This window comes from Undibacterium sp. FW305-107 (assembly GCF_058788535.1).
In genome coordinates this window covers 170,103-192,382 of sequence record NZ_JBYTAV010000006.1, presented here as the reverse complement: position 1 = coordinate 192,382, position 22,280 = coordinate 170,103, and the positions used below count along the sequence as shown (strand labels likewise).

Here is a 22,280-nt window from a genome sequence, read left to right as displayed (position 1 = left end):
ATTACCTGGCAGCGTATTTCTTGCTGAATGCTTCCAGCAAGCTGCTTTTGCCGCTACGTTTTGCTGGTGTCGGCTGGCAGGCATATGAGGCATTGGCAACAATGGCATTGATCACATGAGCGGCATCATTTTGAGCCTTCAATGCGTCCACACCCAAACGCATATCCATCGCGACCAAAGCTGCATGGGTATGTTTCTGGTCTATCAGTATTTGCGTCTGCTTGCCCTTGCCATTTTTTTCTTCCATGGCATACAGCTCACTCAGGGTGGTTGCCGTTTGCCAGCCAATCTCATAAGCGTTTGTCGGTGCCAGTTGTTCATGCAACCCGGTCTGCACATCTGCTGCCCAGGGAGCGACCACTGCCTTGCTGGCATCATTCAGGCTGTCATTGCTACGACCAAAAATACTGACGACCGCACCATCAAATTCTTGTCCAGCATTTTTTTTCTGACCTGAACGTTTGCCAAACAGGGCTCGGGCAGTACGTTCTTTGACATCGTTCTCTGGAGCAGCCTGAGGCATTGTTGATGCTGATATCGGCTTGCTGTCGACTGGAGCTGCTACTGCCACTTTTTCAGCAGCCTGAGCAACACTTGCGCTCGTGGCACTGGTAGCAATGGCTTCTGCAACTACTGTTTTCTGCGCCGATTGGGCTTGTGCCTCAGCAGCATCTGCTTTCTTTTTCAATGCTTCCGGCGACAAATCCCAATCTGCCATTTCACCATAAGCAGGTGGTTTGACTTTGATGAAATGATTCAATCTGTATTTGCTCAACAGATTACGTTCATCCACCATACCGCAAGAAAACATTCTGGCGCGGATAATTCTGGACTTGAACAGGATATGTGCCTCACCCGGCGTTTGTTCTTTCAAATCCTGCAGGGAGCCACGTGAACGCTGTTCCATAGTGGCGTTCATATTGTCCATATAGTTGGTGGACATGCCATTAGTGCTGGCCTGCATACCGCCCATAACCATGACGTCGGCCATGCCTACTGATTTTTCAAAAATCTCATAGGTGCGCTCTGCATCTTCGAGCTTCATGAAGATCTTGATATTGCAGTTGGCGGCGATGGACGCAGCATCTTCCTTGGATGCTTTTTCAAAGCCCGGCATATCCTGGCTGGCGAATACCATGCTGAAACCAAGGCTGCGTGCCTGCGCAGGCATGACGGCAACGCCAGGCACAGCATAGGCACCATATTCATCCAGTATCGTCACGAAGGGAGATGGTGCGTTGGTAGGCCGGTTATCCAGCACTTCCATTTTGCTGCCTTCCATCTGTGCACCCAGAGTCGCTGCCATCATGTTTTTCAGGCTCATGATGACGACTTTACCCAAATTGGCCAGCTCATCCTGGGATTTCTCCAATGCTGGCAGCAAGACGACCAGGATGCGGCGGTTGACCACAACATCGTACAAATCAACTTCACCGAGATTGGTTTTGAAAATATGACCAAGCGTATCTGACAATGAACCGAGTACGCGGGTGAACTGCATTTGCAGATAACCATGCTGCTCCAGCGTAGTGGCTGACTGGTCAGCGCCTTTCTTTTCTACAAAGCCAGGCAGAGAACTCAGATATGCCTTGATAGCAGCCTGGGCACGGTCAGACAATTTGATGGGTGTGCCATCGATAGGATTTTTGCCATTCGATAAGGCGACGATGTATTTCAATTGCATGAAGTCACGTATGACTTCTACGTCCAGCAGAATACGGCCTGCATCGCGCAGGGACACCAGGGCGATCATCAAACCGGTCAGCAGGGAAATCGCACGGCCTTTCCACATATCGCCACTGCCGCCAGAATCTCCCATCAGGCCAACCAGCAATTGTGTCAAGGCATCTGATGCCCCGAAAGCAAAGGGGTTGATGGTATTGGATAATTTGGTGAGTTGCGGACCTTCAATATCGCGGGAACCTGTACCAAAATTGATGATGAGGAAATCATCTTCCCGGCCCATGGCACGGCTCATGGAAAAAATGGTGGCAAACAGACTGGCGTCACCCTTGCCATCAACAAAGATAAAACCCGAGCCCTGCATCAGGGCGTTATATGCCATGGACACCAGCGCCACGGTTTTACCACTACCAGTAGAACCAAAAATCAGTATGTGGGTACGCAGATCATCATTATTGAACCAGAGTTCGGCATCATCTTTTTTACGGTTACCAAAATGCGAGATGCCCTTGGCCCAGGTCGGTTTATCGTTTGCGGGATTGATTTCTTCCGGATCAATAATGCCTGAACGCCCTTTGCCATCATTTGCAGACGCATCATAAGCCGTCGACATGGGCATGCGAAAAGGCAGGCTATAGTGTTTAAAGCTGGAGCGTATGTACAGGAACAGCAAAATGCCGAACACGACTATGTATTCATGCCAGGTAGGCGAAATCATGGCCGCCGCACCAATCACAAACATCAGTATGCTGGCGGCTTCCGGCTTGAAAAGAATATCTTCTTTTATTCTTTGTAACTGCGGACGCGTATCACGACGCCGATGATGGGCCTTGACTTCATTTTCCGGCTCAAGACCTGACTGTTGTGGTTGGGCCATACTTCCCTCAATACTCGATTATGTCGAAAACATCACGGGCTGTATCCAGATCAACGGCCCGCTTCATCCATGCGCTATTCGCTATAGCGACGATCAGAAACCAAAATTCCCCTGGCTCTGCTCAGGCTTGGCAGCAGCCGGTGCCGGTGCTGGTTCCATCGCTGTGGTTGGGCCACCCAGCATGGAAGATGGATCTGGCTGCGCTTGCATTTGCGGTGCTGGTTGCGCCATGAGCTCGCTGCCGACGGTGCGGCTGCGGTTGATGTTTTCCATTTGTCTCGCGACTTCAGGATTGCGCATTTCCATGCTGGTAGTGATTTCCTCCAGGGATTTTTGTGGGGGACGTTTCATCATGGGAATGGACAGCAGCAGATAGACAACGATCAGGAAGCCTGCGATTTTCCATGCCCTGGTTTTTCGGGCATTGAGTTTTGCCAGTTTGCGCAAAGCAATGCCGGCGCTTTGCATATTGGTGAAAGATGCCAGCACCATGCCATTCTCCAGCGTATTCCCCTGCCTGACGATGAGGTGATAAGCATCATTCTTGAGATCATTGACAAGACCGGTAGCAAGTCTGGGCAAGATACGGTCGGGCTGAGCAACAGCCACAGGTGAAGATGCCGTTGCAGAGCTTGCATCCGCTTCATTGACAACAGCCGGGCTTGCCGGTGCCGACAGCGTAGAGCCGCTTTCTATAGAAAAGATGGAAAAGCCTTGTTCTATTGATGGAAAACGTATGACGTTGGCCACTTCAACTTCGCGGGCACCCTCCAGCAAAATCTTGCCAAGCACAGTCAATTCATGAGAATTAAAATTCTTGTTGACCTGTATGGCTTGATAGCTTTCAAAACGATTGATCAGATTTTGTAACATTCCATTTTCCTAAATAAAATCATGTTGAATTCAAAGGCCATCACACCTGGCTGCCGTAGGTATCAAGATATTCATCCAGATAAGACTCCAGGCCATCCAGTGCAGTCTTGACGTAAGGGCGCATCACTTTCGTACCAGACTGCAGTTCAGCCTGGTAATGAGCGAATATTCCTGCTGATTCCATCCAGCAGGTTCTGCGTCCGAGAGCATTGAACATATAGAACAGTGTGCGGTTCACTGGTTTAAGCCACAAAAATTCAGCTGAAGCCACCACACCGCTAGTACGCGCCTTGTCCAGCAAGGCCAGCATGGCTGTCGCCATATAGGCATGGCGTGCGAGGATTTTTACGATGGCATCCGTATTTTTATATTTCTCGAAACAGGCCAGGCCCAGCTCAGTATCAAATTTCGCCACAGCCAGTTTGACTGCCAGATCATTACTGGCCACACCAACAGCCGAGCTGGACGCTGACAATTGGTTCAAAATCTTCAATGCAGTTTTCTTGTCGCCACTGATCTTGGCCATGAAAGACCCCAGCAATGCCTTAAGGTAAGGAGGCAAATCATTGAACGACACAAATTTGGGGCCTAATTGCTTGATCAATGCGACTTCTGTGCTGGCACGATCCAGACGACGCTTATTGACGGGCAAGCCACTGACAGGCGATGTCTCCTGATAAATTTCCCAAAGCTGGTTTTTTTCTACCCACTCTTTTGGTGTGGTACTCCAGGCCCAGCGGCCGCTCTCAACCGGTACTTTCAAGAGATTGGCATCCAGCACGGGCGTAATGCAGGGCCACAATATTGCTTCTTTTTTCGCCAGACTGAACATGTCCCAGCGACGCTTGAATTTTTGAGAAGGATGCTTGAAAAAGATATAGACACCCATGGCGACACATAACAGCATCGCTGGTACCTTGGTGTACTTCCCTATCAACTCACCGTTGGCGGCAAATTCGTTATATTCCACATTGCCGTAAGACACACTACCCATCCAATCAACGGCTGCACGCACATCGGCATCAAACAAACCTATCAGTGGCCCTGTTACATAAGAACGGAACAGGAAGACTGCACCGACAATGAAGCCCTTGCCGATAAACCAGAGTATCAGCACACCTGCGACAAATAACAGCATGGCCCACAGGCCTTCGTTGGAAGTGTCGTTACCGGAATTACCTGTTTGTGGTGGCGGCATGCCCTGCTCCTGCGATTAAATATTCCCATTTACCTTTGCTGGCATCGTATAAAGCCAGCGACCGGAACCAATTCAGAAATTCTGCGTCTCGTTGAATTGCCTGATACTTTTTATAGACATTACCCACATAAGCAGAACGATAGGGTTCATTGGCCGAGTGATACAAACCTATGGCACACCACACATCAGACTTGCAGGTGAGATACCTGAGTTTGAAAATATTCGCTCCCACATAGGCATTCAGGCAGTTATCTTTCAGCACCCTGCTTAAAGGAATGCGATGTTCCGCCAGATACTGCTTCCAGCTTGCATCGTTGATCTGAAAACGGCCATAGTCTTGCGTACGGTTTGCATTGCTTGAAGTGCGTGCAGAGGAGCCCCGTTCCTGCGCATAAATTGCCAGCAGTGCCATTGACGGCACTTTGTAATATTCAGAAGCGCCTTTAATGCAAGAATAGAAGGCTGGTTCAGATATGGTATCCACTGGCGCAATGTAGGCATCCACAAACCTGTCCTCAATTATTATTGTGGTTCTTGTTCAGGTCGACGACCTTAGCGGACTCGTCTGCGCGCCTGCCGGTATCTGCCGCTGATTTTTCACTCAGCCCTGCACTGATTTCCCTGACACTATCGGAAAGGAAGGGAAACAGAATGCCCAGATATTCGGAAAATGAAAACAGCGCCCTGTGACGTAATTGAGTCAGGCGAAAATGCGCCACCAACCATCTGGTACCTATCATCAGCATGACAGCCAGTGAAGTGACGAGGTGCGTCAAGGGGTTTTCTGAATACGGTGCACCACAGGCGAATAAAAAAGCCACAGCCGTCAGCAGAGCATAAATGGTGGTCTCTTTTTTTCTGTAGGATATGAAGCCTGCTATATCGTCCTCAGTCCAGTTCAAGCGTACCTGAGCTTCATTAAAACTTTCTTCCCGCTCTGAACGTACGCTGGTAAACAGGCGCTTGAATGCACTCCGCGTAATACCGGCAGCTTTCTGGGCATCACCAGAAGGAACAAGTTTACGCCTGAGCGGTGATGCTTCTTTTTTTTCCGTCATTGGAACTCCACACGAAAGTGCGATTAAGTATTTTCAGGTTCTGGCTCAGATATAGGGGCGAGTACCATCTGGAACAAATCCAGCAAACCGTTGGCATTAACTATCTTTTTTTCTTCCAGCTCTTCAAGCAATCGCCCATCGTCTATCTCAAAACGCCAGTCTTTCACTTTTCGATAGCTATATTGATGCATACGCTCTATTGCGTCATGCACAAACAGCAAGACGACGGAGAGTGGAACTTGCAGACCGGCGTCTGAAATCTGGGCACGATAGCCAGTCCGGCTTTGAAAACTGGGATCGGGAATCCAGTCAATACCAAAACCTTGCGCCAGCGTGCCCTGTTCGGGCGGGATTGCATAATCCCCCTCAAAAAAGGTGTCCTTATAATGCCGCTCGGCCAGATACAGCATGGCAGGAAACAAGCCATCTTCGCCATAGACCCAATCATTTTCACTACTGCCATAAACAATACCGTCATGAACACGACCATCAGCATTGTTGGCGAAGAAAATGTATTGCGGTGCGAGCAGAGATTCCAGGGTCTGACTCAACAAAGGGAGAGTATCCATACTGGCTAGTGCATTCATTTGGCACGTATCTCCAGAATTTTCAGTTCGCAGACTTGATTCATAGCATCCAGCGCCAGTTTTTTGTCGACCTTGCCTATCAGGCCCAGTTGCACTGCACGGTTCTGTGGAGAGATGTAGTACTGGTCTTCCACCAGGGTGGCGAACAAGGTGCTGATGTACTGCATGGGTTTGGCTCCCGCTTCACGCACAAAGGGTAGACGCATGACCTGCTCACTCAACTGCCTGGCCTTTTCTTCATAAGGCGGAAAAGCTTCGCCACGTGATCCTGCTAATAACGCTCCCATTGCGACATCAGAAAAACCTGCGCAAATCTGGCTCGCCTGTGCCATGGAAAACACAGATGGAACACCGCTGGCTGCATCTTTTTGACCAAAAGGATTTTGTGTATTTGCAACTGGAGCAGTTGCAGGAGTTCTTGTTGGTGAATCCTGTTGACTACCGCCTGGCCTGGACATATCCAAAGTCACTGACCCACCATTGCCGGGTGCATTACCAGATAGACCAAAATCGCCTGACACCGGGACGGTCAATTCTTCATTCTTGCCAGACATGCCTGCATACGCCACAAAAACACAAGAAAGCAAAATCATCACCAAGGCTGCCAGGCCAGCATATTGCAAAAAATTATGCTTGTTGGCACCCGCAGGTACATATATACGTGTACCCAACAGCAGCAAACCAAGGATAAAGAAGGACGAAGCGGCGTAAACCATAGCTTTTATTTACCTGAACGAAAGTAATCAGCGAAGGCTGTTTTTCCTGCTGCTTTTTCCGCTGCCACGCGGTCTTGTTCATCGCGTTGCGCCTCCGCAGCTTCGGCCATCGCATCTCTTAGCTCTATCCTGATATAGCGCTCTTTTTCAAAAATCGTGACCTGCACACTTTTTGTACGCAGCCGCTTGGTGTCATGATATTGATGGAAATTATTTTTCCCTTCATCAGAAAAATAAGCCAGGTCTTCAATGGCAGAATACAAATTACCAACAAAACTGCCGTCAGATTGCACATAAGGGTCCCAACCCAGTGGGATACGCGACTCAAAGCGGAAAGCGTAGCGATGCGCCCAGGTATCCAGATGCTGCCCCAAAGTTTGACCACGCTCATAAAACCAGGTGTAATTCATAGTCGCCGGATCTGTTTTGACGTGATCAGCAGACTGTGCCGGTTCCAGCTTCATATCCCGCATAAAGAGTGAAGGCTGCTTTGCTGGCACTTCGACAATGCCCTTGAAATTATTTTCCGGAATGACTTCACGATACTGCGCCGTCGTTTGTCGCGTGGCGCAGCCAGATACAGTAAGCGCAGCCATCACTACTACCATTGAAAAAACTCTCACCTGTCACTCCTCTAAACAGCGAATCCGACTTGATAATCCAGCGATACCGGCACACGCTCTATTAAATTTACCGTGTAGCCACCAGCCTGCTCCAGCTTCACCAAACCACAACCATCGCGAAACAGGAAGGACATGGCAAATGCCTGATGCCCATCCGAGCCATACAATCTGACTGCCTGGGCAATCATTTCATTCATGACATAGCGTGTATTCATGTGCAGAGATTTGATGTCGTAGTCCAGCACTACTGCTTCCGATACCGCAATATCTACCTGCAACTGCCCGGTAGGTCTCGATAAAAAAATCATGCAGTTGTGGAAGCAAAATGGTGCGATCACATCAGCATCCAGCACCATCTGCACATCCAGCAGATATTGCACGCAGAGTTGCACTGCCTTTTGCAGGGCAATCCTTTCTGCAGACGGGACAGTCCCAGTGATGTCATGCGCACACAAATCAGGTTCCTGGCTCACAGCAAACGCTCTTTGCAAGTAAATAAAAAAGCAGCCATTGGCTGCCCCTACTATTCAATATACATATATGTGATTGGTGAATGCGCCAGCTTTGATTTGCACAACCAGATCAAACTGGCGGCAAGCCGGACAAATGCAGACTCAAGATGTATCGATATTGCCCACCCAATAAGGCAGGCAATCATGCGGCTAACATCCCTATCCAGTTGATTGCCATCTATTCATTTCGCGATAGCAACTCTACGCAAAAGCAAGATAAAGAAATCATCAACTTTTATTTCGCATTTTGTGGCACAGGCAGCAGCACCACCCCCATATATGAGGCAAAGTTTAGGCGAATGAAAATCAAAAGTCAAACGATTTTCCGCAAGTACCTTTCGGACATGGAAAAGCCCTCGGCAAGCAGGGCTGTGACGGCGTGATCATGCTCTTCCAGACGATTGCATTTAATCGCCAGCTCAGCAAAATTTGCTGAAAATGCCGGGATGGACCCGCCGTACCGGGCATCAACTATCCAGCTGACGAACTTCTTTAAATGCCCATTGGCAATCTTTTTTTCTGACCACTCTTTAACACGTTCAAAATTATGCAAAACCAGAAGTTCAGGACGTGGCACTTTGACGACAAATTCACCTATGGGATCAGAGCATATTTTGTCTTCGTAAAATTCATATTCCTCATTGGTCTTGAGCATTTCATAAGGTGGATGCAGGGATTGCACCAGCATCAATTTAATGTCGCCCTCGCCCAATTCCAGTCCGTACGAATACTCACCTGCAACAAAGACCAAGGGCGGGCCAGATTCAGGGGTAATCGCTTCTAGCGTGAAGGCACTTGAGTAGCATAGTCCAGTCGCATTTTTGAAATGCAGGCTGGCCAGCCGGATCGCATGCCGCATCAAAATGGCCTTGCCATCTGCCATTTTGTCAGTCGGTATGTATACGCCGTGTGCCACACGTTGTATCAGCGCTTTTTGTGCCAGGTAGTAACTTTTATTTTTTGCGATATTAGTCCCGACTATCATCAGCTCAGGAAATACTTCATCCACGACCGCTTCCTTGGCAGATGTTTTACGCCGCGCAGTCACTTTCGTGACTTTTTCAGGCACAGGTTTACTTGATTTCAATTACAGGTTTCCTCAACAAAAACGGTGATTACAAACTGAAACCCATTTCAATAAAATGAGTTGGTTGGTTAGTATATTCTGAATTAACTGTCATCCTGCAGCTCACTTACGCACTTAACAATGCAGATGCACACAGATGCAACACTGATGTTTTTTAAAAAATATGAAATCATGCAGCAGGTGCCTGTATTTTTGACTTTCACATGTAGATAAACACGAAATACCGCGTTCACTTTTGGCAATGTTATGACTTTTGAGTCAAATATCAGACGTCATTGTGTTACATTTTGTAAGACCGTCACCATCCTTATGCCAAGACAGCGCAGATATCCGACAATGCGTTTAATGAGAAAACTGTGCGTCAACTTCATTCGTATAACAGTGTTAACGAATCCAGTCACAAAGATATTTTGATTGCCAGTCACCCACTCTTTTTAAGTCGGCTTGGAAATAATATGCTTACATTCCTGGGCTGTTGAATATCTGAGAAGTGCCCCAATTTGAGTATGGTATGTCCAAAGAAATGCGTTTGTATTTATATCGTTTGATATGACAAACGTCAGTTCAAAAAACTTAATGCACAGCATATAGTGCGCGAGGCTGGCAACATGAGTGAAAGAAGCAAGACCCACCAAGATACAGAACTACCTGCCGCAGGAAAGTGCGAGTTTGACTTTCCTACTTTAATTTCGTAATATCTCGCGTGCTAAAAATAAAAATTGCTTGTAGAGAGCAAGAGGACAAAGATGAGTGGCTCAACTATCGATCTTACGGAGGAAGATATTCTTGATGTACTTCGCCGTAATGGAGTTGATCCTGAATTTGTCTCTCCAGAACAACTAGACCGTATTTTCGAATATATTGAATCGGAAGAAGATCGTGTTCTTTCGGGGGTACTTTACTTTGAAGACCCCAAGCAAATTCAAATGTATGCGCGTGTCGAAATCGCCAACATTTTGCGCGAAAAGGGCATACTTGAAGTCAAGCCTGAACTTGCTGTCACTGTTACCGGCGCCTGCCTGATCAGCACAGATATTTTCGAGCGCTACAATAAAATCCGTGCAGAAGTTGAAAAGCTGGAGAAATTCGGCAATGTCGCCATCACGATTAATCCAGGCGTCGATGGTGAAAAATCGGCACATCAAATCAGTGTAGACATCCATGAAGTGGCACTGGAAAACGTCAATGCTGCTTCTTTGATCACAGATGCCTTATCAGAAATTTCCAAACGCGCCATGCTGGGCGGCAGCTTCCAAGTCAACTTCATCGAACAACGTGAAGACACAGCGACACATCAGCGCAATATCGATAGCGGCATCATGCCTGCCAAGCTGGAAGTGATTGACTTTGGTTACGGCAGCGATGGCGACGAAAAGTTCGCAGAGCGCACCTACAAGGATATGGAAGGCGATTTCTTCACGTTGCGCCGCGAAGCAGGTGGCTACTCTCAGTTCAGTGTAATTGGCCCGTATCAGAGCGCCAGCGACAAGGACCACGCGCCTGTCAACGCCCTTAGTGGCGACAACTGGACAAAAGTGGAGCCTGAATTGTTTGATCTGATCAATCAAAAGCTTGAACAAACTGCCGCATCCAAAGCAGTTCCAAAAATGTAGTCTGTCCAGCTACTCATTACTTTGCTATAGCCCCCTTCACTGCAGCCTCCTTCTTGCGATCAGCGATCACTTGCAGCACCACCTTTGGGATCTCGGTACTGGAGCTGGTTGCATAAAATGGCCACGGACGTGACGCAGGGCATTTATATTCAATAATTTTTTTATCCGCAGACAGTCGCCAGGCAATCATGGTTTTTGCTGTCAGACCTTTGCAATCCCCGGTCGGATGCGGCACATCTGCAGCCAGTAACTCACCCTCATAACGAAAAGGATAGGTGAAACGTTCTATCGCTGCAGCAAAAAACCAAATCGTCGCCATTAATAGCCAAATCCGGACGTACAAAACAAGATCTGAAATTTTCATGAGGTTGGTTGGCTATGTTAGCAAAATCGGTATCGGATGCTATCCATGGGAAATACACACGAGACAGTGCAGGGCAAACAGATTATCTGCTTTCCCTATTCCAATGACAAGTATTACTGAGCAATGCCCTGACTGCACCAACGACACGACCTGCACAACAATAGGACGGGCCTATTTCATAGATAATGCTGCGTCTTTCGCCAGCGACTTGACTGGTGGCTCAGTAACTGAAGACATCAGCATTTTCGACGGACCAAATGGCACATCCATTTTCCCCCCCTTGTCGAGCGCACCTGAAGACTTGATGGATTCTGCAAGTTTCTCAACCCCATGCTCTATCACTTTTGAACCTACGTATTTTGCAGCCATACCGGCCAGAACTGGCAATGCCATACTTCCTCCTGATAAAAATGCTTGAATTAAGCACTACAAAAATTGATCATGACAAGATGATCTCATGCACGGATAGATTCGCGCCTCCCGAGCGCTGCCCCATATAGCAAACCCTCCAGATTGAAATGCGTCTGTGTTTCGCGTACCGCGGATAAATCTGCCGTTGATTTGGCAATCACATGTAAAAGACGGGATATGAAAACGGGCTCGGGAAGATGTCCCTGGTCTGCCTGCTTAAAAAACACTCCGTCTACCATAGAAAACAATTGCATCTCATCCTGGTTAAGAAAAGCGTCCCGGCTGGTAACCACTGCAAAAAATGCTGCCAGTACGCGACACAAGGAGTAGCTGCAGGCACGCTCATTCGACACCGCAATTGCCACAAACATTTGGACAAACATCTCCAGGTTAGCAACGTCCTTGTTACGCAAAAAAGTCAGTAAAGCAGCCTGATAAGCTTCGCGCGACAGCGCATTATCAGCATCCCGGACGCTTTTATTCAGGTCATCTTCAATGTCCCAAAACATATACGGGGCAAAGAAATTGCCACAAGCTGGAGGCAAACGGCCTGAAACATCAGAGAGCAGCAAAGCCTCTTCATAAAAAAATAGCGTTGGCCCCGCACCAAAGCGGACAGCATCCCTTAAATAAGAGATCAAAACCGTCAGTGCACGCTTGAATGCCCGCACTTCCCGCGTCCCCAGTATGGCTTGCGAAAATGCGCGCTGAACTTCCTTAGCAAATACAGTTGGCGCCACAAATCCTGCAACCCGCAACATATCTGTCGCATAAGATAAACCTGAATATACCAATGGATCGGGCGTCCCGGCATTATTTGAAATAATCTTTCCCACATCACTGAGTGCTGCAATCGCACTTTCAGAGGCAAGGGAAGAAACCATATCAAGCTCATACCGCCACATTAATCCCCACCTTTTCAGTCATTTAGAAAACACTGCAGTCAAAACCAGGCGCTTCAAGTTCAGAAATATATGCTCATACGGAGGCGCATGTATCGAACTCAAGAAGCTTGTGCTTGCATTCGAGCTCATTTCGCAAATAAAAGTGAGATATGCTCCAATATCCATCCCTCAATATCTCATTAAATCAAGTCATTGATTATACAAACAAAAGTAACAAAATCAAGAATAATATATTAACTAACAACTCTAATTTTTATTCATCTTTGCATAGCAAAGGATGAGTGAAAAGTAATCACAATGGATGATGGCATACAAAAACAAGCTTGAACTAATCCAGGTATTACTAAATAATAGTCAATAATTTCCAGGTAAAGGCTTGCCAAAAGATAATTATGTCTAAGCATTTTGATGGCAAAAATCGGGTTTTATGAATGAAAACGCTGCGCAAATGCATGACAAGCAGTCTGCGCTACTAAAAAACTGCAGGTCCGCAGAAAAAATGAAAAATTCCACTCATATGCATACCAGTACGAGCTTGGTCAAACCAGGTGATACTGCCAGTGCACCCGATCTCAAAGACCCCAACATCACGCCAGGCAGCATACTTGACCTGGATGCGGATGGCCGCCGCGACACCAAAGAAATGAGTTTGCATGCGCTGTGGCATCTGCAGCATGGCGACACCATGATAAACGGACAGGTTACGCATCCTGAGCAAAATTGTGTGCTGGCATTGCCTGAATTACTTCCCAGCACAAATATTCCTGCCCTGCCGATCCCTGTTCCGGCACAATACAAGGATCCGTGCATACCTGCGCCATATGAAGACGAAGATTAAATTGCGATTAAGTCGCGGAAATCTTGCATTCATCTCAACCTATGACCCGGCATGACCCAATAAGATAGGCCATGGTCAGTTTGACCAGGTCTTCTTCTGCACACAAAAAGGATATGAATGAGCGAGCAATTGAACGAACAGAGCATGCCATGTCCGGTATGCCGCGAAACCATTAAAGTCGGCGCCTTAAAATGCCGGTTCTGTAATTCCAATCTGAAAACAGCTGCTGTTGAACAAGAGGCAGAAACCGAGCGTGTGCTGTACTCGGGACACCCAGCCGCCATCTACAGCGCATGGCAGTGGCTGGCCGTGATCTGCACCTTGGGAATCGCATTTATTTATTACTGGATGGAAAGCATCTCTGTCACTTACCACATCACGACTCAGCGCATCAAGATAGAACATGGCGTACTGTCGAAATTAATGGAAAGCGTAGAATTATTCACGATAGAGCATTTTGATGTCTACAAGCCGCTTGGTATGCGTCTGGCGGGCTACAGCAGCATCAGACTCAGGTCATCCGATGCCAGCTCTCCAATAATCAGCGTTTACGGCATTGACGACCTGGAAAAACTTGCCGATCAATTGCGTGAATGTTCTTTGCGTGAGCGCAGCAGACGCAAAATTACTTCGATCATTCAGACCTGAGACCTGATTAAAATGCCGTCGGCTTGCCGGCATTTTTTGTGTAGAACTCTTTGACCTGATTCAATAATGCAGCTTCGACGGCCTGATTATCAGCATATTCTTGCGGCAAAATGATGGCGCGATTGAACAAAATGAAAACGGGTACGGAATAAATCCCATATTGTTTGGTCAGCAATTCAGCGCGGCTTACATCGGCCTTTACTTCCGCACTTTTAATGGTTGTAATGAATTCCGTTACCGGAACAGCTTCTTTTTGCAAAAAGCTTCTGATAGAGTCAGGATCACCTGCATTCAGGCTCTTGTCCTGGATGGCGACAAATACCTTGGCGCGCAACTGGTGCTCCAAACCCATCCTGCGCAAAGCATAGTAGATGGCCGCTTCCCTTTCACCTATCTTGCTGTCACTGCGCCAATTGGCAGAAAAGATTGCGGGTATCTGCTCAAACACATATATCCCTTGTTGAAACAAGATAGATTGCTTGGTCTGCCAACTGGTGATATTGGGTTCAACGGCACGGCAGTGCGGGCAGGTATACATGAAAAATTCGAGAATTTTCTTGTCCTCTGGCTGCGCCGCAATGGCTGCCTGCATCAATTCTTTGGATTTTCCCGTATCTGTACAGGCAAACAACAAGCTTGACACCAAAAAAATTCCAGAAATTTTCAGAAAAATCTTCCACATATCATTGTTTCGCATTTGTTAGCTCAAACCCCAAGGTAGTTTCAATATTGCATTGCATATCAATGCAAATTTGCTTATCAGATGAAATAGTAATGCATTTTCCCGTCAATTATTCTTTTCCATAAGCGATTTATTTTGTATTTATATTGAGTTAAACTCTAGTAGTTAAATAAAAATAATCAAACGGGAATATTTTTTTCTGCATACAGGCATACCAGCTGAATGCGCGGAACCATGGCTGTCCCTGGCATATTCATCATGCTGGCAAGCCGCTGACCTGAAACTATGTAAAAGAACAAATGAGGTAGCGAATGGAGTATTGGAAACTGGCTCGGTGGCCACATTGGGCCTCAGGTTTTTTTGCCTTGATGGGCATTTTTTATGCGAGAAAGCTGTTTGATGCAAATTACCTTGCCATTTCTTTCTGGTTCTTTTTTCCTTTCCTGCTGGCTGGCATCGCTTCAGAATTATTGGTTACGGCCATCAGCCTGAAAAAGAATGTACGCCTGTTGTCTGAAACCGAAAGACATCTGGCCAGGCGCTTCGACTGGAAAGTTATTGCCAGTTTGGCGGTCGTCCTGTTTATCACGGCAGCAGTACTGGCCAGCCTGTACACAAAGGGCATACATAGTAGCTGGTTCGTGATTGCCATGGCAGTCTTGTCCCTGATATACGGCCTGGTATTGCGTCAGGTATGGCTGGTGGATGTCCTGAGCTTTCCTTTGTTTTACCTCATTCCAGCAGTCGCAGGCACGCTTGATACCATGCTGCCTTTATTTGCAACGCAGATTCTGCTGGTGTATATGTTCGGTGTGATGGCGTATGCAGTAAGACTGACCTCCATGCTAGAAGTTTCCACCATTGCCAATGAAGACCATAGTTACATGATGGCCGGCGGTATCTATGACCGTCATTTGATGGCTTACCTGCTGGGATTAAGCGGTGCCACCTTTGCCCTGGCCATGGCTTACCATTTAATAGAACAAGCCAGCAGAATGGGAAGGGTCTCTCTCATCATCATCCCGCTGATGATCTATATCATCACCCATGTGACACAACATTACCGGGTCTATGTAAAAGCTCAAGGGCCGGAGAAAAGTTTTCGCGAAGTGGTGTGGAATTTGCGCGTGAAACTCTGCACCTGCAGCGCTCTGATTTGTCTGGCCATCGCGGTTAACTGGGGAATTTGATGACATCCAAGACTCGCGTCAGCCTGGTGTTGCTGAGCTATCTTTTAATTGGTGGACTGTTGCTGGCATTGCCGGTACTTTTACTCATCGTAAAAGACATACCATACCGTTTTGAAATGCTGGCCGGTTTCTATGTCTCACTGTTCTTCGCTTTTGTCATCAGAGCCTTCATGCTCGGCGGCGGCCTTGATCTACGTCTGAGTACGCAGATCAATGAAGTGTATGGTGCCAGCTTGCAAGATATGCCGGGCTGGTTTGTTGACTTGCAATGCATGAGTTTATTACGGGTCTTTGGCGTATGGCTGGTATTTCCAGCTGCATGGTCATCTAAAATTATTCAACAAGCTGATTTATTTCATGCATATGAGCTGAGCCTGGATGCATGGCTAGCTACTCCCTCTGCATCTCTGCAGACCAGGGAAGAAGGGAAGACATCTTGAGCTACACACTTTTTCTGCACGCGCTGGAACAAAGACGCGATGAAGATGGCCACGCAGGCTGTTACAGAGATGATGCCATCAGGGCATTAGCGCAGGATGATCTGTCATCCATGTTGAACAAAGGCCGCGGCCTGGATATCAGGAAGGATGATGTGATGGCAAAAAATAGACTGGAAGAATTAAATCAACTTTTACAGTCAGGCAGTAAACCTGATTTTTCTGCTTCAGATGCAGCCTGCAATCCACAGTCATTTGACGTCAAGTACGCCAGTGCAGTAGAACGTTGCAATCTCTTTTTAATACAAAAACAATTGACCAGCCTGAATACCCAGGCTGCCCGCGTAGATATGGCAGCCAAACTGACAGGTGTTGATACGAATAATATCAAAGCTGAGTCTCTTCAATTGCCTGAAAACCAGGTACTGCTCAAAGAACTGGAAGCATTCAGAAAATTAAGTATCAATATCGCTGGCTTACTGGCTTTCGATATATCAAGACAAGAACGCTCAGAGCATTTGCAAAAAAACATACAGCAGATAGGCGTAAAAGCCAGAGAAATACTGAATGCCCTGTCACCTATCCATCATGACTTGAAGCTGGAAGCAGAGGAAGTAAAACAAGCCAATACAGGAATCAGAAATGGAAATTGAAAATGCGTGCTTTTACCTGATCAAAGATAAGGGCAATGAGAAAATCGTGTTCACGCTATCAGATGGCGTCAAGGACAGATTATGTTTTATTGAGCATATGAGTGCCGGACTAGAAGAGTCTTTTGACCCGGTCACTTCCACTGTCGTCAAACGCATAGGCAATGCGGCAGAAGTCTGGGAAGATGAATTTGCGGCGAAAGTATTGGGTATACTTGTCCATGACGGACTGGAACTCGATACCCTGGAGTCGCTGAAATTGGTACAGAAAATTCGCCAGCAATCGTTGCCATTAAGTGACTTGAATGGCATACGGAGCTTGGTCTATCAATTGCATGAAGAACGCAAAGAAATCGAAGCTTCACGCAGTAATTTGTGGCGTACCTTTGCACATCGCTCTGCGATTTGAATCATCAGGCCAAAGAAAAAGGCACCGCTTATTATGCGGTGCCTTTTTTTGTTTACTCTTCTGGCACTTAATCGGTGACGATAATCAATCGTCCCAACAATCTGGATTCGATTTGGCGGATGCGCTTGCCTGTTGCAATTTCAATTTCACGCAGGGCGCCGTCAAAAGTACCAAAGAAGGTGCCGCCCATTTTTATATCCTGGTCCTTGGTCTGGTAAGACAGTGAGTAACCATTCTTGGAAGCCAGACGCAATAGTGCATTGCGCAATGTTTTATCATTCAGTGAAATTTCCCATTTGGTGCGTGGTGCTTCCACTACTTCGACATTTGCCTGTACCGGGAAAGAAACGACATTATTGTTGACCGATGTCGTCGACACTTCAGTGATGACGTTATTATCGATCACAGATGAGGTGCTTTGCGCTTCAGCGGCGTCAAATTTGACTTTTCTGACTATGGGCTTAACTTCATCCGCACTTGCAAGCGCAGCATTGGACAAACCCATCTTGCTCATTCTATAGCCTCCAGCTGCAGGCATTGGCAGGCGGTAATCGGCCCTTACCATTTTTCCTGCAGTCACAGGTTTGCTGTCAGCATCATCAAAGCTGATAGGCTGCGCAACTGGCTTGGCAGTCGTCGCATCTTGCGGTATGGATGACGGCTCAGGCTTGACTTGCTTGCTGCGGGCATTCAATTGCTCCAGCTTTTCGCGATACTGTGCTTCCAATGCTTCCAATTGTGCCATTTTTGCTTTGGTCGCTTGCTCTACACGCTGGCTGATCATGCTGTCTATCGCGCCATCAGGTACCCGGACACCGACGTTCGTGCTGCCGCGGCTGTCACCAACCTCACCCAAGGCACGTACTGGCACGTCAATAGTGGCAATCGGTACTGAACGCGCTTCAGTGATGGCTGCTTGCGCAGGCTGCAAGCGCAAGGCAATCAGCGGTTCCGGGGTTTCATATTGCTGTCTTACCGTAACATGGCGCAGGATGCTTTTATCTTTGCCCTGACTGAACAACTGAGATGCATAAGCCCGGTTCGACATGGGAGCCAGGGTAATTTCCCGGTTTTCCCAATTGATGTCAGCAATCAAGCGGTTTTTGAGCAGCATACCATCCAGGGCGATGACCCAAGTCTGGGCACTATTCCACTCAATTTTATTCCTGAGATTCACGCCTTTCAGTGCAAACACGCGCCAGCCCTGGCTTTCCGGTACGATGCCGCGCAAGCCGGTGAGCATGTCCACACCCTTGTTTGCCGCAACCGGTATCATTACCATATCCATGTCGATACGGCCATGATGCAGCGTATTGGCTGTTGCGCCAACTACGCGTTCTTCACGGACATCGACGACTTTCCTCTGCGCACCTGATATCTGATAGACATAAGGTGTGTTGGGATTGCTGACAACTTCAAACCCAGCCATTGCACCAGGCGCATATGCAGCAAGCCCAGTGGCAAAAATGCTGGAAACAAGGATGCTCAATAAATTACGTTGATATTTCATCAGTAATCACTCCAATAGCTCAATGCTACAACAATTAAATTCTTATTTGATACTGAAACCCAACCATCATCCGGGATGCGCGCGATATAGCGCATGAGTCTCAAAGCAGTTGCTAACTACGATAACGTTTCATCTCATTCCAGTTTTTCGCATACCGGACTTTGCCACCGATAAAACAGCGAACGAGGCGAAACACTACCATGGGCGAATACTTGAAACGCTCCAGTATCGTCAGTGCGACAATCACCGTTATGGCTGTAACAAAGGTGAACATATTGGCGTGCAATAGCCAAAACACCAGCGGGAAAACTGCCACGTAGTTAATGCCTAAAAACCGTAACTCCCTGGCAGAATCGCGCCAGATTACCTTCGCGGTGCCGTCATCTATATTGTTTGCCATCCCGATTCCTTATTGAGGTCCGTCACTGCCCAGCATGCGTTCTGCCTGACTGGCACTGACTTCATATTTTTTGTATTCAATCTCAGAAATCATCCCTTCGCGGTAGTAACGACGGGCTTCATCCACCAGTAATTGTTTTCTTTCCTTGACGATGGAATGCGTCAGGAAAGGCAGCATATTGACATCGGCACCAACCTGCTCGATCAGACGCGTTTTCACCTCATCATCGAAGACCAGGAATTCACGCAGGGCAATACGCTTGAAGTTACCATCATCATTTTTTTCTGTTGACGCAACCAGACGCTGGGTCAGGATGACCTTGGTAGTATCAATCAGATCAACCATCTTCGATACCCGCTCTTCATGCGGGAAAACGTTGACCATGCGCTTCCAGGTCTGGCCTACCGAGTTGGTGTGCAGGGTCGAATACACCGCTTTACCCACTTGTGCTGCCTGGATGCCGGCATTGATGGTTTCATGATCACGCATTTCACCCACCATCAGAATATTCGGGTCACGCCGCACCGCATTACGGATAAATTCTGAAAATGACTTCAAGTGACGGCCTATTTCATGCTGGGCTACCATGGATGAATAACGCTTGCATTTATCAAACACGAATTCGATGGGATCTTCGCCTGTCAGTATGCGTTTATTTGATTCTGGCTGTTCCAGTATGTAGCGGATAATCGCTGCCAGCAGCGTAGTCTTGCCTGACCCTGTTTCGCCAGTCACCAGCACCAGGCCAATTTCAGGAAACAATTGCTCCATCAAATCGTCCGGCAATTTCATGGCCGATATCTCAGGCGGATTTTCCTGCAAGGGACGCATGACGATTTCTACACCCGGGCCTGAAGGTGATAGGCAACCGGTAGCATTCATACGAAAGCGTACGGAAACGCCGCGTTGCCCTTCCAGTTTCAATTCGTAGGCATAATCGATAGCCTCACCACCACCAAGTTTGGATGGGCCATTGGTGCCATACACTTCAGTGACGATAGTATTGAGTTCGCTGGTTTCCAGGCTTCTCTTGGTCAGTTTGAAGATGGGCTTGCCCACCCTCACTTTGACTGGATCACCGGTCTTCAGATAAATATCTGAAACACCAATATCCAGGCAATGCTGCAACAAGCGACGAAAAGAATTTTGCTCAAAAGTATTCGGTACATCCTTGAATGCATAGCGTGCTTCGACTGCTTCGCGGTCAAACGTCACATCTTGATTCTTTGCTGACTTGGGAGCGAGCGAAATGGGCTGTACAAGCGCGGACATAATTAACTCACAATCAAAAGCTGGGGAACAACATCCAGTCGTTAGAATTCAAATTGAATTCAGGGCGCTCAGTAATCGTCAGCGTAATGTCATCAATGGATATGCCCGTCTTGCCATTGCCCGTAACACCCAGGCGGTTACGTGAAACAAAAGGTTTGGTGACCAGGTTTTGCAACAACAGATACTGATAGCGTTGCATGCCAGAAAAATCCTCGTTCAACATGGCCAGGTTTTGACGATAAATCGCATTTGCCTGATCTACACCTTTGTCCCAGCCCTCAGCCAGAGCCTGGTTCCAGACCCGTTTTTCTTCATCATTTTTGGGGAACAAGCTGGGATGCACATCGTTACCTGGCACACCCGCATCAAAAACCAGATAATTTTCCCAGATAGGGATCGTAGTGATCAGGCGAGCCTGCTTTTTAATACGGAAGCTGGCTTTGGAATAACGTAATACGTCACCCTGGCCATCTTTGTCACTCAGGAGATTTTTTGCTCCCAAAATAACCGGTGGCTGCATGACGCAGTTTTCATTTGGTCGCTCAGCAATCAGCTTTTGCGAATAACGGTTTTTTTCTTCTTTACCGCAATCCAGCATGAGTGGTGCAAAGTTGAATATCCTGTCCATTTCTGACCGGTGACGGTACAAAAATTCCTTGATCAGGATAGATCTGGCGACCAGGCCATTGCGTATGCCCAGACCATAGGCAGCTTCACGCACAGCAGCCACGCGCAGGTCGCGTATGTCACTGCCCTTGAATGGATCATCTTCGCTACGTTTGGCCTTGGCAATATTCTCTGCAGAAAAATCGCTCATTGAAGGCGCCGCAGTATCTCTTGCCGTATTTTCCGCACTGACATTCACAGTGACAGGTTCGCCTTTGCTATCGTAGGCAAAGGCAGTAGAAGCGCACAACACAGCCATGGATGCGGCAATGATTTGACTTACTTTGAACATACAAGACCCGTTATCAAAATTAGTCAAAGAAGCGAACCAGCACTTTTCTTCTTGCTTCGTCTACCACGATATCTGCACGTGAGCCAGCTTGTAAGCCAGCATCGCGCAAGATGGAAGCGATGGACTGTTCCCTGGCATTGATTTTTACCATGACAGGTATCGAAGGAACGCTGCCTTCAGGTTGCATGTACTCATAGCCCGAGCGTATCGCCATTTGGCGCGCCACTTCCTGTATAGGACCAGCTTCCCAGACAAAGCTGATTTTTGCTGTCATACCATAAGGCTCTTTGGTGTTGGCCGCCTTGTCCATTTTCACCTGCTGCGCAGGCGATAACTGAGCTTTTTCAACCGCAGCACGGGTGTTGCTTGCCTCTGCCAGCAATTGCGAGTTGCGCTCTATCGAGTCTGCGGTTGACAGCAATTGCTGCTGCAGGGTCACCGTCTCGGACAAACGGGATTTCTGGTCCTCCGCCACTTTGGGATTTCTCGTCTGGCAACCAGCCAGGGTTGCAGAAACAACTAACAAGCTGACAGCAAATTTGATCTGATTCATGGATGAAGTCTCTGAGTTGCGAACGCGCATCGTTTAAAGCCCTGTCGATACAAGAAATTTCACTACCATCCATGTCAAGGATGGAATGGAATTTCTTATTTATTTCCATTTCTACGAATGAAAATCAAAATAATAGGAAAACTTTAAGACAATGATAGCATAAAATATTTTCAAAATTTGTTGAAATTACGGCGTCTAAATAGAGTATTTTGATCAGGGCTTGGGA

Annotated in this window: 26 protein-coding genes; 7 read left to right on the top strand and 19 right to left on the bottom strand. The window is 47.4% G+C overall.

Translation table 11 applies throughout. The features are described 5' to 3' along the window. Position 1: 1 nt before the first annotated feature. The 10 genes from AC3WQT_RS15010 to AC3WQT_RS14965 all read right to left on the bottom strand — a co-directional run bounded on the left by AC3WQT_RS15010 (position 2) and on the right by AC3WQT_RS14965 (position 9,214). A complete protein-coding gene (locus tag AC3WQT_RS15010; protein WP_492704763.1) occupies positions 2–2,560 on the bottom strand; it encodes a type IV secretory system conjugative DNA transfer family protein in 2,559 nt (852 codons plus the stop codon). Positions 2,561–2,653: 93 nt separating this feature from the next. Further along, positions 2,654–3,433, bottom strand: coding sequence for a hypothetical protein (locus AC3WQT_RS15005; protein WP_492704762.1), 780 nt, complete (start codon positions 3,431–3,433; stop codon positions 2,654–2,656). A gap of 40 nt (positions 3,434–3,473) precedes the next feature. Continuing rightward, on the bottom strand, positions 3,474–4,631 hold the full coding sequence (gene icmP / locus AC3WQT_RS15000; protein WP_492704761.1) for a type IVB secretion system coupling complex protein DotM/IcmP: 1,158 nt from the start codon (positions 4,629–4,631) through the stop codon (positions 3,474–3,476). Next, a complete protein-coding gene (locus AC3WQT_RS14995) occupies positions 4,609–5,136 on the bottom strand; it encodes a lytic transglycosylase domain-containing protein (protein WP_492704760.1) in 528 nt (175 codons plus the stop codon). Before AC3WQT_RS14995 ends, icmP begins: the two co-directional genes overlap by 23 nt. Before the next feature lie 10 nt (positions 5,137–5,146). Continuing rightward, positions 5,147–5,689: a hypothetical protein gene (locus AC3WQT_RS14990; RefSeq protein WP_492704759.1), complete on the bottom strand. Its 543-nt coding sequence runs from the start codon at positions 5,687–5,689 to the stop codon at positions 5,147–5,149. Positions 5,690–5,712: 23 nt separating this feature from the next. Then, a complete protein-coding gene (locus tag AC3WQT_RS14985; protein WP_492704758.1) occupies positions 5,713–6,276 on the bottom strand; it encodes a hypothetical protein in 564 nt (187 codons plus the stop codon). After that, on the bottom strand, positions 6,273–6,992 hold the full coding sequence (locus AC3WQT_RS14980) for a hypothetical protein (RefSeq protein ID WP_492704757.1): 720 nt from the start codon (positions 6,990–6,992) through the stop codon (positions 6,273–6,275). Before AC3WQT_RS14980 ends, AC3WQT_RS14985 begins: the two co-directional genes overlap by 4 nt. A 5-nt stretch (positions 6,993–6,997) precedes the next feature. Then, positions 6,998–7,615 (bottom strand): hypothetical protein, encoded by a 618-nt coding sequence (locus tag AC3WQT_RS14975; protein WP_492704756.1) that lies wholly within the window; start codon positions 7,613–7,615, stop codon positions 6,998–7,000. Between the two features lie 11 nt (positions 7,616–7,626). Next, positions 7,627–8,088 carry a hypothetical protein gene (locus AC3WQT_RS14970; protein WP_492704755.1) on the bottom strand — a complete coding sequence of 154 codons (462 nt, stop codon included), beginning with the start codon at positions 8,086–8,088 and terminating at the stop codon, positions 7,627–7,629. A gap of 352 nt (positions 8,089–8,440) precedes the next feature. Beyond that, entirely contained in the window at positions 8,441–9,214 is a 774-nt protein-coding gene (locus AC3WQT_RS14965) for a hypothetical protein (RefSeq protein ID WP_492704754.1), read from the bottom strand. A gap of 746 nt (positions 9,215–9,960) precedes the next feature. Between AC3WQT_RS14965 and AC3WQT_RS14960 the strand changes: the two genes are divergently transcribed. Continuing rightward, positions 9,961–10,827, top strand: a complete 867-nt coding sequence (locus tag AC3WQT_RS14960; RefSeq protein ID WP_492704753.1) for a hypothetical protein — start codon at positions 9,961–9,963, stop codon at positions 10,825–10,827. 16 nt (positions 10,828–10,843) lie between these two features. On the opposite strand, the gene AC3WQT_RS14955 is transcribed toward AC3WQT_RS14960, so the two are convergent. The 3 genes from AC3WQT_RS14955 to AC3WQT_RS14945 form a co-directional block, all read right to left on the bottom strand. Further along, positions 10,844–11,191: a hypothetical protein gene (locus tag AC3WQT_RS14955; RefSeq protein WP_492704752.1), complete on the bottom strand. Its 348-nt coding sequence runs from the start codon at positions 11,189–11,191 to the stop codon at positions 10,844–10,846. Positions 11,192–11,362: 171 nt separating this feature from the next. Then, a complete protein-coding gene (locus AC3WQT_RS14950; protein ID WP_492704751.1) occupies positions 11,363–11,584 on the bottom strand; it encodes a hypothetical protein in 222 nt (73 codons plus the stop codon). A 62-nt stretch (positions 11,585–11,646) separates the two neighbouring features. After that, complete coding sequence (locus tag AC3WQT_RS14945; protein ID WP_492704750.1) at positions 11,647–12,486, bottom strand: FimL-related protein; 840 nt, start codon at positions 12,484–12,486, stop codon at positions 11,647–11,649. Between the two features lie 520 nt (positions 12,487–13,006). On the opposite strand from AC3WQT_RS14945, the gene AC3WQT_RS14940 reads away from it, so the two are divergent. Together AC3WQT_RS14940 and AC3WQT_RS14935 are read left to right on the top strand one after the other, a co-directional pair. Next, positions 13,007–13,345: a hypothetical protein gene (locus AC3WQT_RS14940; RefSeq protein WP_492704749.1), complete on the top strand. Its 339-nt coding sequence runs from the start codon at positions 13,007–13,009 to the stop codon at positions 13,343–13,345. Between the two features lie 117 nt (positions 13,346–13,462). Beyond that, positions 13,463–13,993, top strand: a complete 531-nt coding sequence (locus tag AC3WQT_RS14935) for a PH domain-containing protein (RefSeq protein WP_492704748.1) — start codon at positions 13,463–13,465, stop codon at positions 13,991–13,993. Between the two features lie 7 nt (positions 13,994–14,000). Here AC3WQT_RS14935 and AC3WQT_RS14930 read toward each other — a convergent pair whose 3' ends face one another. Then, complete coding sequence (locus AC3WQT_RS14930) at positions 14,001–14,636, bottom strand: DsbA family protein (protein WP_492704747.1); 636 nt, start codon at positions 14,634–14,636, stop codon at positions 14,001–14,003. A 404-nt stretch (positions 14,637–15,040) separates the two neighbouring features. On the opposite strand from AC3WQT_RS14930, the gene AC3WQT_RS14925 reads away from it, so the two are divergent. Genes AC3WQT_RS14925 through AC3WQT_RS14910 form a run of 4 tightly spaced genes read left to right on the top strand, consistent with a single transcriptional unit; the run spans position 15,041 to position 17,361 of the window. Continuing rightward, positions 15,041–15,865 (top strand): hypothetical protein, encoded by an 825-nt coding sequence (locus tag AC3WQT_RS14925; RefSeq protein WP_492704746.1) that lies wholly within the window; start codon positions 15,041–15,043, stop codon positions 15,863–15,865. Continuing rightward, positions 15,865–16,305, top strand: a complete 441-nt coding sequence (locus AC3WQT_RS14920; RefSeq protein ID WP_492704745.1) for a hypothetical protein — start codon at positions 15,865–15,867, stop codon at positions 16,303–16,305. Before AC3WQT_RS14925 ends, AC3WQT_RS14920 begins: the two co-directional genes overlap by 1 nt. Next, complete coding sequence (locus AC3WQT_RS14915) at positions 16,302–16,955, top strand: hypothetical protein (protein WP_492704744.1); 654 nt, start codon at positions 16,302–16,304, stop codon at positions 16,953–16,955. The genes AC3WQT_RS14920 and AC3WQT_RS14915 overlap by 4 nt, the downstream gene beginning before the upstream one ends. Next, positions 16,945–17,361, top strand: coding sequence for a hypothetical protein (locus AC3WQT_RS14910; RefSeq protein ID WP_492704743.1), 417 nt, complete (start codon positions 16,945–16,947; stop codon positions 17,359–17,361). Before AC3WQT_RS14915 ends, AC3WQT_RS14910 begins: the two co-directional genes overlap by 11 nt. A 67-nt stretch (positions 17,362–17,428) precedes the next feature. Here the strand turns inward: AC3WQT_RS14910 and AC3WQT_RS14905 are convergent, their stop codons facing one another. The 5 genes from AC3WQT_RS14905 to AC3WQT_RS14885 form a co-directional block, all read right to left on the bottom strand. Next, a complete protein-coding gene (locus AC3WQT_RS14905; protein WP_492704742.1) occupies positions 17,429–18,871 on the bottom strand; it encodes a hypothetical protein in 1,443 nt (480 codons plus the stop codon). A gap of 112 nt (positions 18,872–18,983) precedes the next feature. Continuing rightward, positions 18,984–19,271: an IcmT/TraK family protein gene (gene icmT / locus AC3WQT_RS14900; RefSeq protein WP_492704741.1), complete on the bottom strand. Its 288-nt coding sequence runs from the start codon at positions 19,269–19,271 to the stop codon at positions 18,984–18,986. Between the two features lie 9 nt (positions 19,272–19,280). After that, complete coding sequence (locus AC3WQT_RS14895) at positions 19,281–20,543, bottom strand: type IV pilus twitching motility protein PilT (RefSeq protein ID WP_492704740.1); 1,263 nt, start codon at positions 20,541–20,543, stop codon at positions 19,281–19,283. Positions 20,544–20,556: 13 nt separating this feature from the next. Then, positions 20,557–21,501, bottom strand: a complete 945-nt coding sequence (locus tag AC3WQT_RS14890) for a type IV secretory system conjugative DNA transfer family protein (protein WP_492704739.1) — start codon at positions 21,499–21,501, stop codon at positions 20,557–20,559. Positions 21,502–21,520: 19 nt separating this feature from the next. Further along, positions 21,521–22,054, bottom strand: a complete 534-nt coding sequence (locus AC3WQT_RS14885) for a DotD/TraH family lipoprotein (protein WP_492704738.1) — start codon at positions 22,052–22,054, stop codon at positions 21,521–21,523. Between the last annotated feature and the right edge of the window lie 226 nt (positions 22,055–22,280).

What these genes read in the sequence shown, in the direction of transcription:
- AC3WQT_RS15010 (WP_492704763.1), bottom strand. Translation starts at nt 2,560, where the DNA reads ATGGCCCAACCACAACAGTCAGGTCTTGAGCCGGAAAATGAAGTCAAG.
- AC3WQT_RS15005 (WP_492704762.1), bottom strand. Translation starts at nt 3,433, where the DNA reads ATGTTACAAAATCTGATCAATCGTTTTGAAAGCTATCAAGCCATACAG.
- icmP (WP_492704761.1), bottom strand. Translation starts at nt 4,631, where the DNA reads ATGCCGCCACCACAAACAGGTAATTCCGGTAACGACACTTCCAACGAA.
- AC3WQT_RS14990 (WP_492704759.1), bottom strand. Translation starts at nt 5,689, where the DNA reads ATGACGGAAAAAAAAGAAGCATCACCGCTCAGGCGTAAACTTGTTCCT.
- AC3WQT_RS14985 (WP_492704758.1), bottom strand. Translation starts at nt 6,276, where the DNA reads ATGAATGCACTAGCCAGTATGGATACTCTCCCTTTGTTGAGTCAGACC.
- AC3WQT_RS14980 (WP_492704757.1), bottom strand. Translation starts at nt 6,992, where the DNA reads ATGGTTTACGCCGCTTCGTCCTTCTTTATCCTTGGTTTGCTGCTGTTG.
- AC3WQT_RS14960 (WP_492704753.1), top strand. Translation starts at nt 9,961, where the DNA reads ATGAGTGGCTCAACTATCGATCTTACGGAGGAAGATATTCTTGATGTA.
- AC3WQT_RS14955 (WP_492704752.1), bottom strand. Translation starts at nt 11,191, where the DNA reads ATGAAAATTTCAGATCTTGTTTTGTACGTCCGGATTTGGCTATTAATG.
- AC3WQT_RS14950 (WP_492704751.1), bottom strand. Translation starts at nt 11,584, where the DNA reads ATGGCATTGCCAGTTCTGGCCGGTATGGCTGCAAAATACGTAGGTTCA.
- AC3WQT_RS14945 (WP_492704750.1), bottom strand. Translation starts at nt 12,486, where the DNA reads ATGGTTTCTTCCCTTGCCTCTGAAAGTGCGATTGCAGCACTCAGTGAT.
- AC3WQT_RS14940 (WP_492704749.1), top strand. Translation starts at nt 13,007, where the DNA reads ATGAAAAATTCCACTCATATGCATACCAGTACGAGCTTGGTCAAACCA.
- AC3WQT_RS14935 (WP_492704748.1), top strand. Translation starts at nt 13,463, where the DNA reads ATGAGCGAGCAATTGAACGAACAGAGCATGCCATGTCCGGTATGCCGC.
- AC3WQT_RS14920 (WP_492704745.1), top strand. Translation starts at nt 15,865, where the DNA reads ATGACATCCAAGACTCGCGTCAGCCTGGTGTTGCTGAGCTATCTTTTA.
- AC3WQT_RS14910 (WP_492704743.1), top strand. Translation starts at nt 16,945, where the DNA reads ATGGAAATTGAAAATGCGTGCTTTTACCTGATCAAAGATAAGGGCAAT.
- AC3WQT_RS14905 (WP_492704742.1), bottom strand. Translation starts at nt 18,871, where the DNA reads ATGAAATATCAACGTAATTTATTGAGCATCCTTGTTTCCAGCATTTTT.
- icmT (WP_492704741.1), bottom strand. Translation starts at nt 19,271, where the DNA reads ATGGCAAACAATATAGATGACGGCACCGCGAAGGTAATCTGGCGCGAT.
- AC3WQT_RS14895 (WP_492704740.1), bottom strand. Translation starts at nt 20,543, where the DNA reads ATGTCCGCGCTTGTACAGCCCATTTCGCTCGCTCCCAAGTCAGCAAAG.
- AC3WQT_RS14890 (WP_492704739.1), bottom strand. Translation starts at nt 21,501, where the DNA reads ATGTTCAAAGTAAGTCAAATCATTGCCGCATCCATGGCTGTGTTGTGC.
- AC3WQT_RS14885 (WP_492704738.1), bottom strand. Translation starts at nt 22,054, where the DNA reads ATGAATCAGATCAAATTTGCTGTCAGCTTGTTAGTTGTTTCTGCAACC.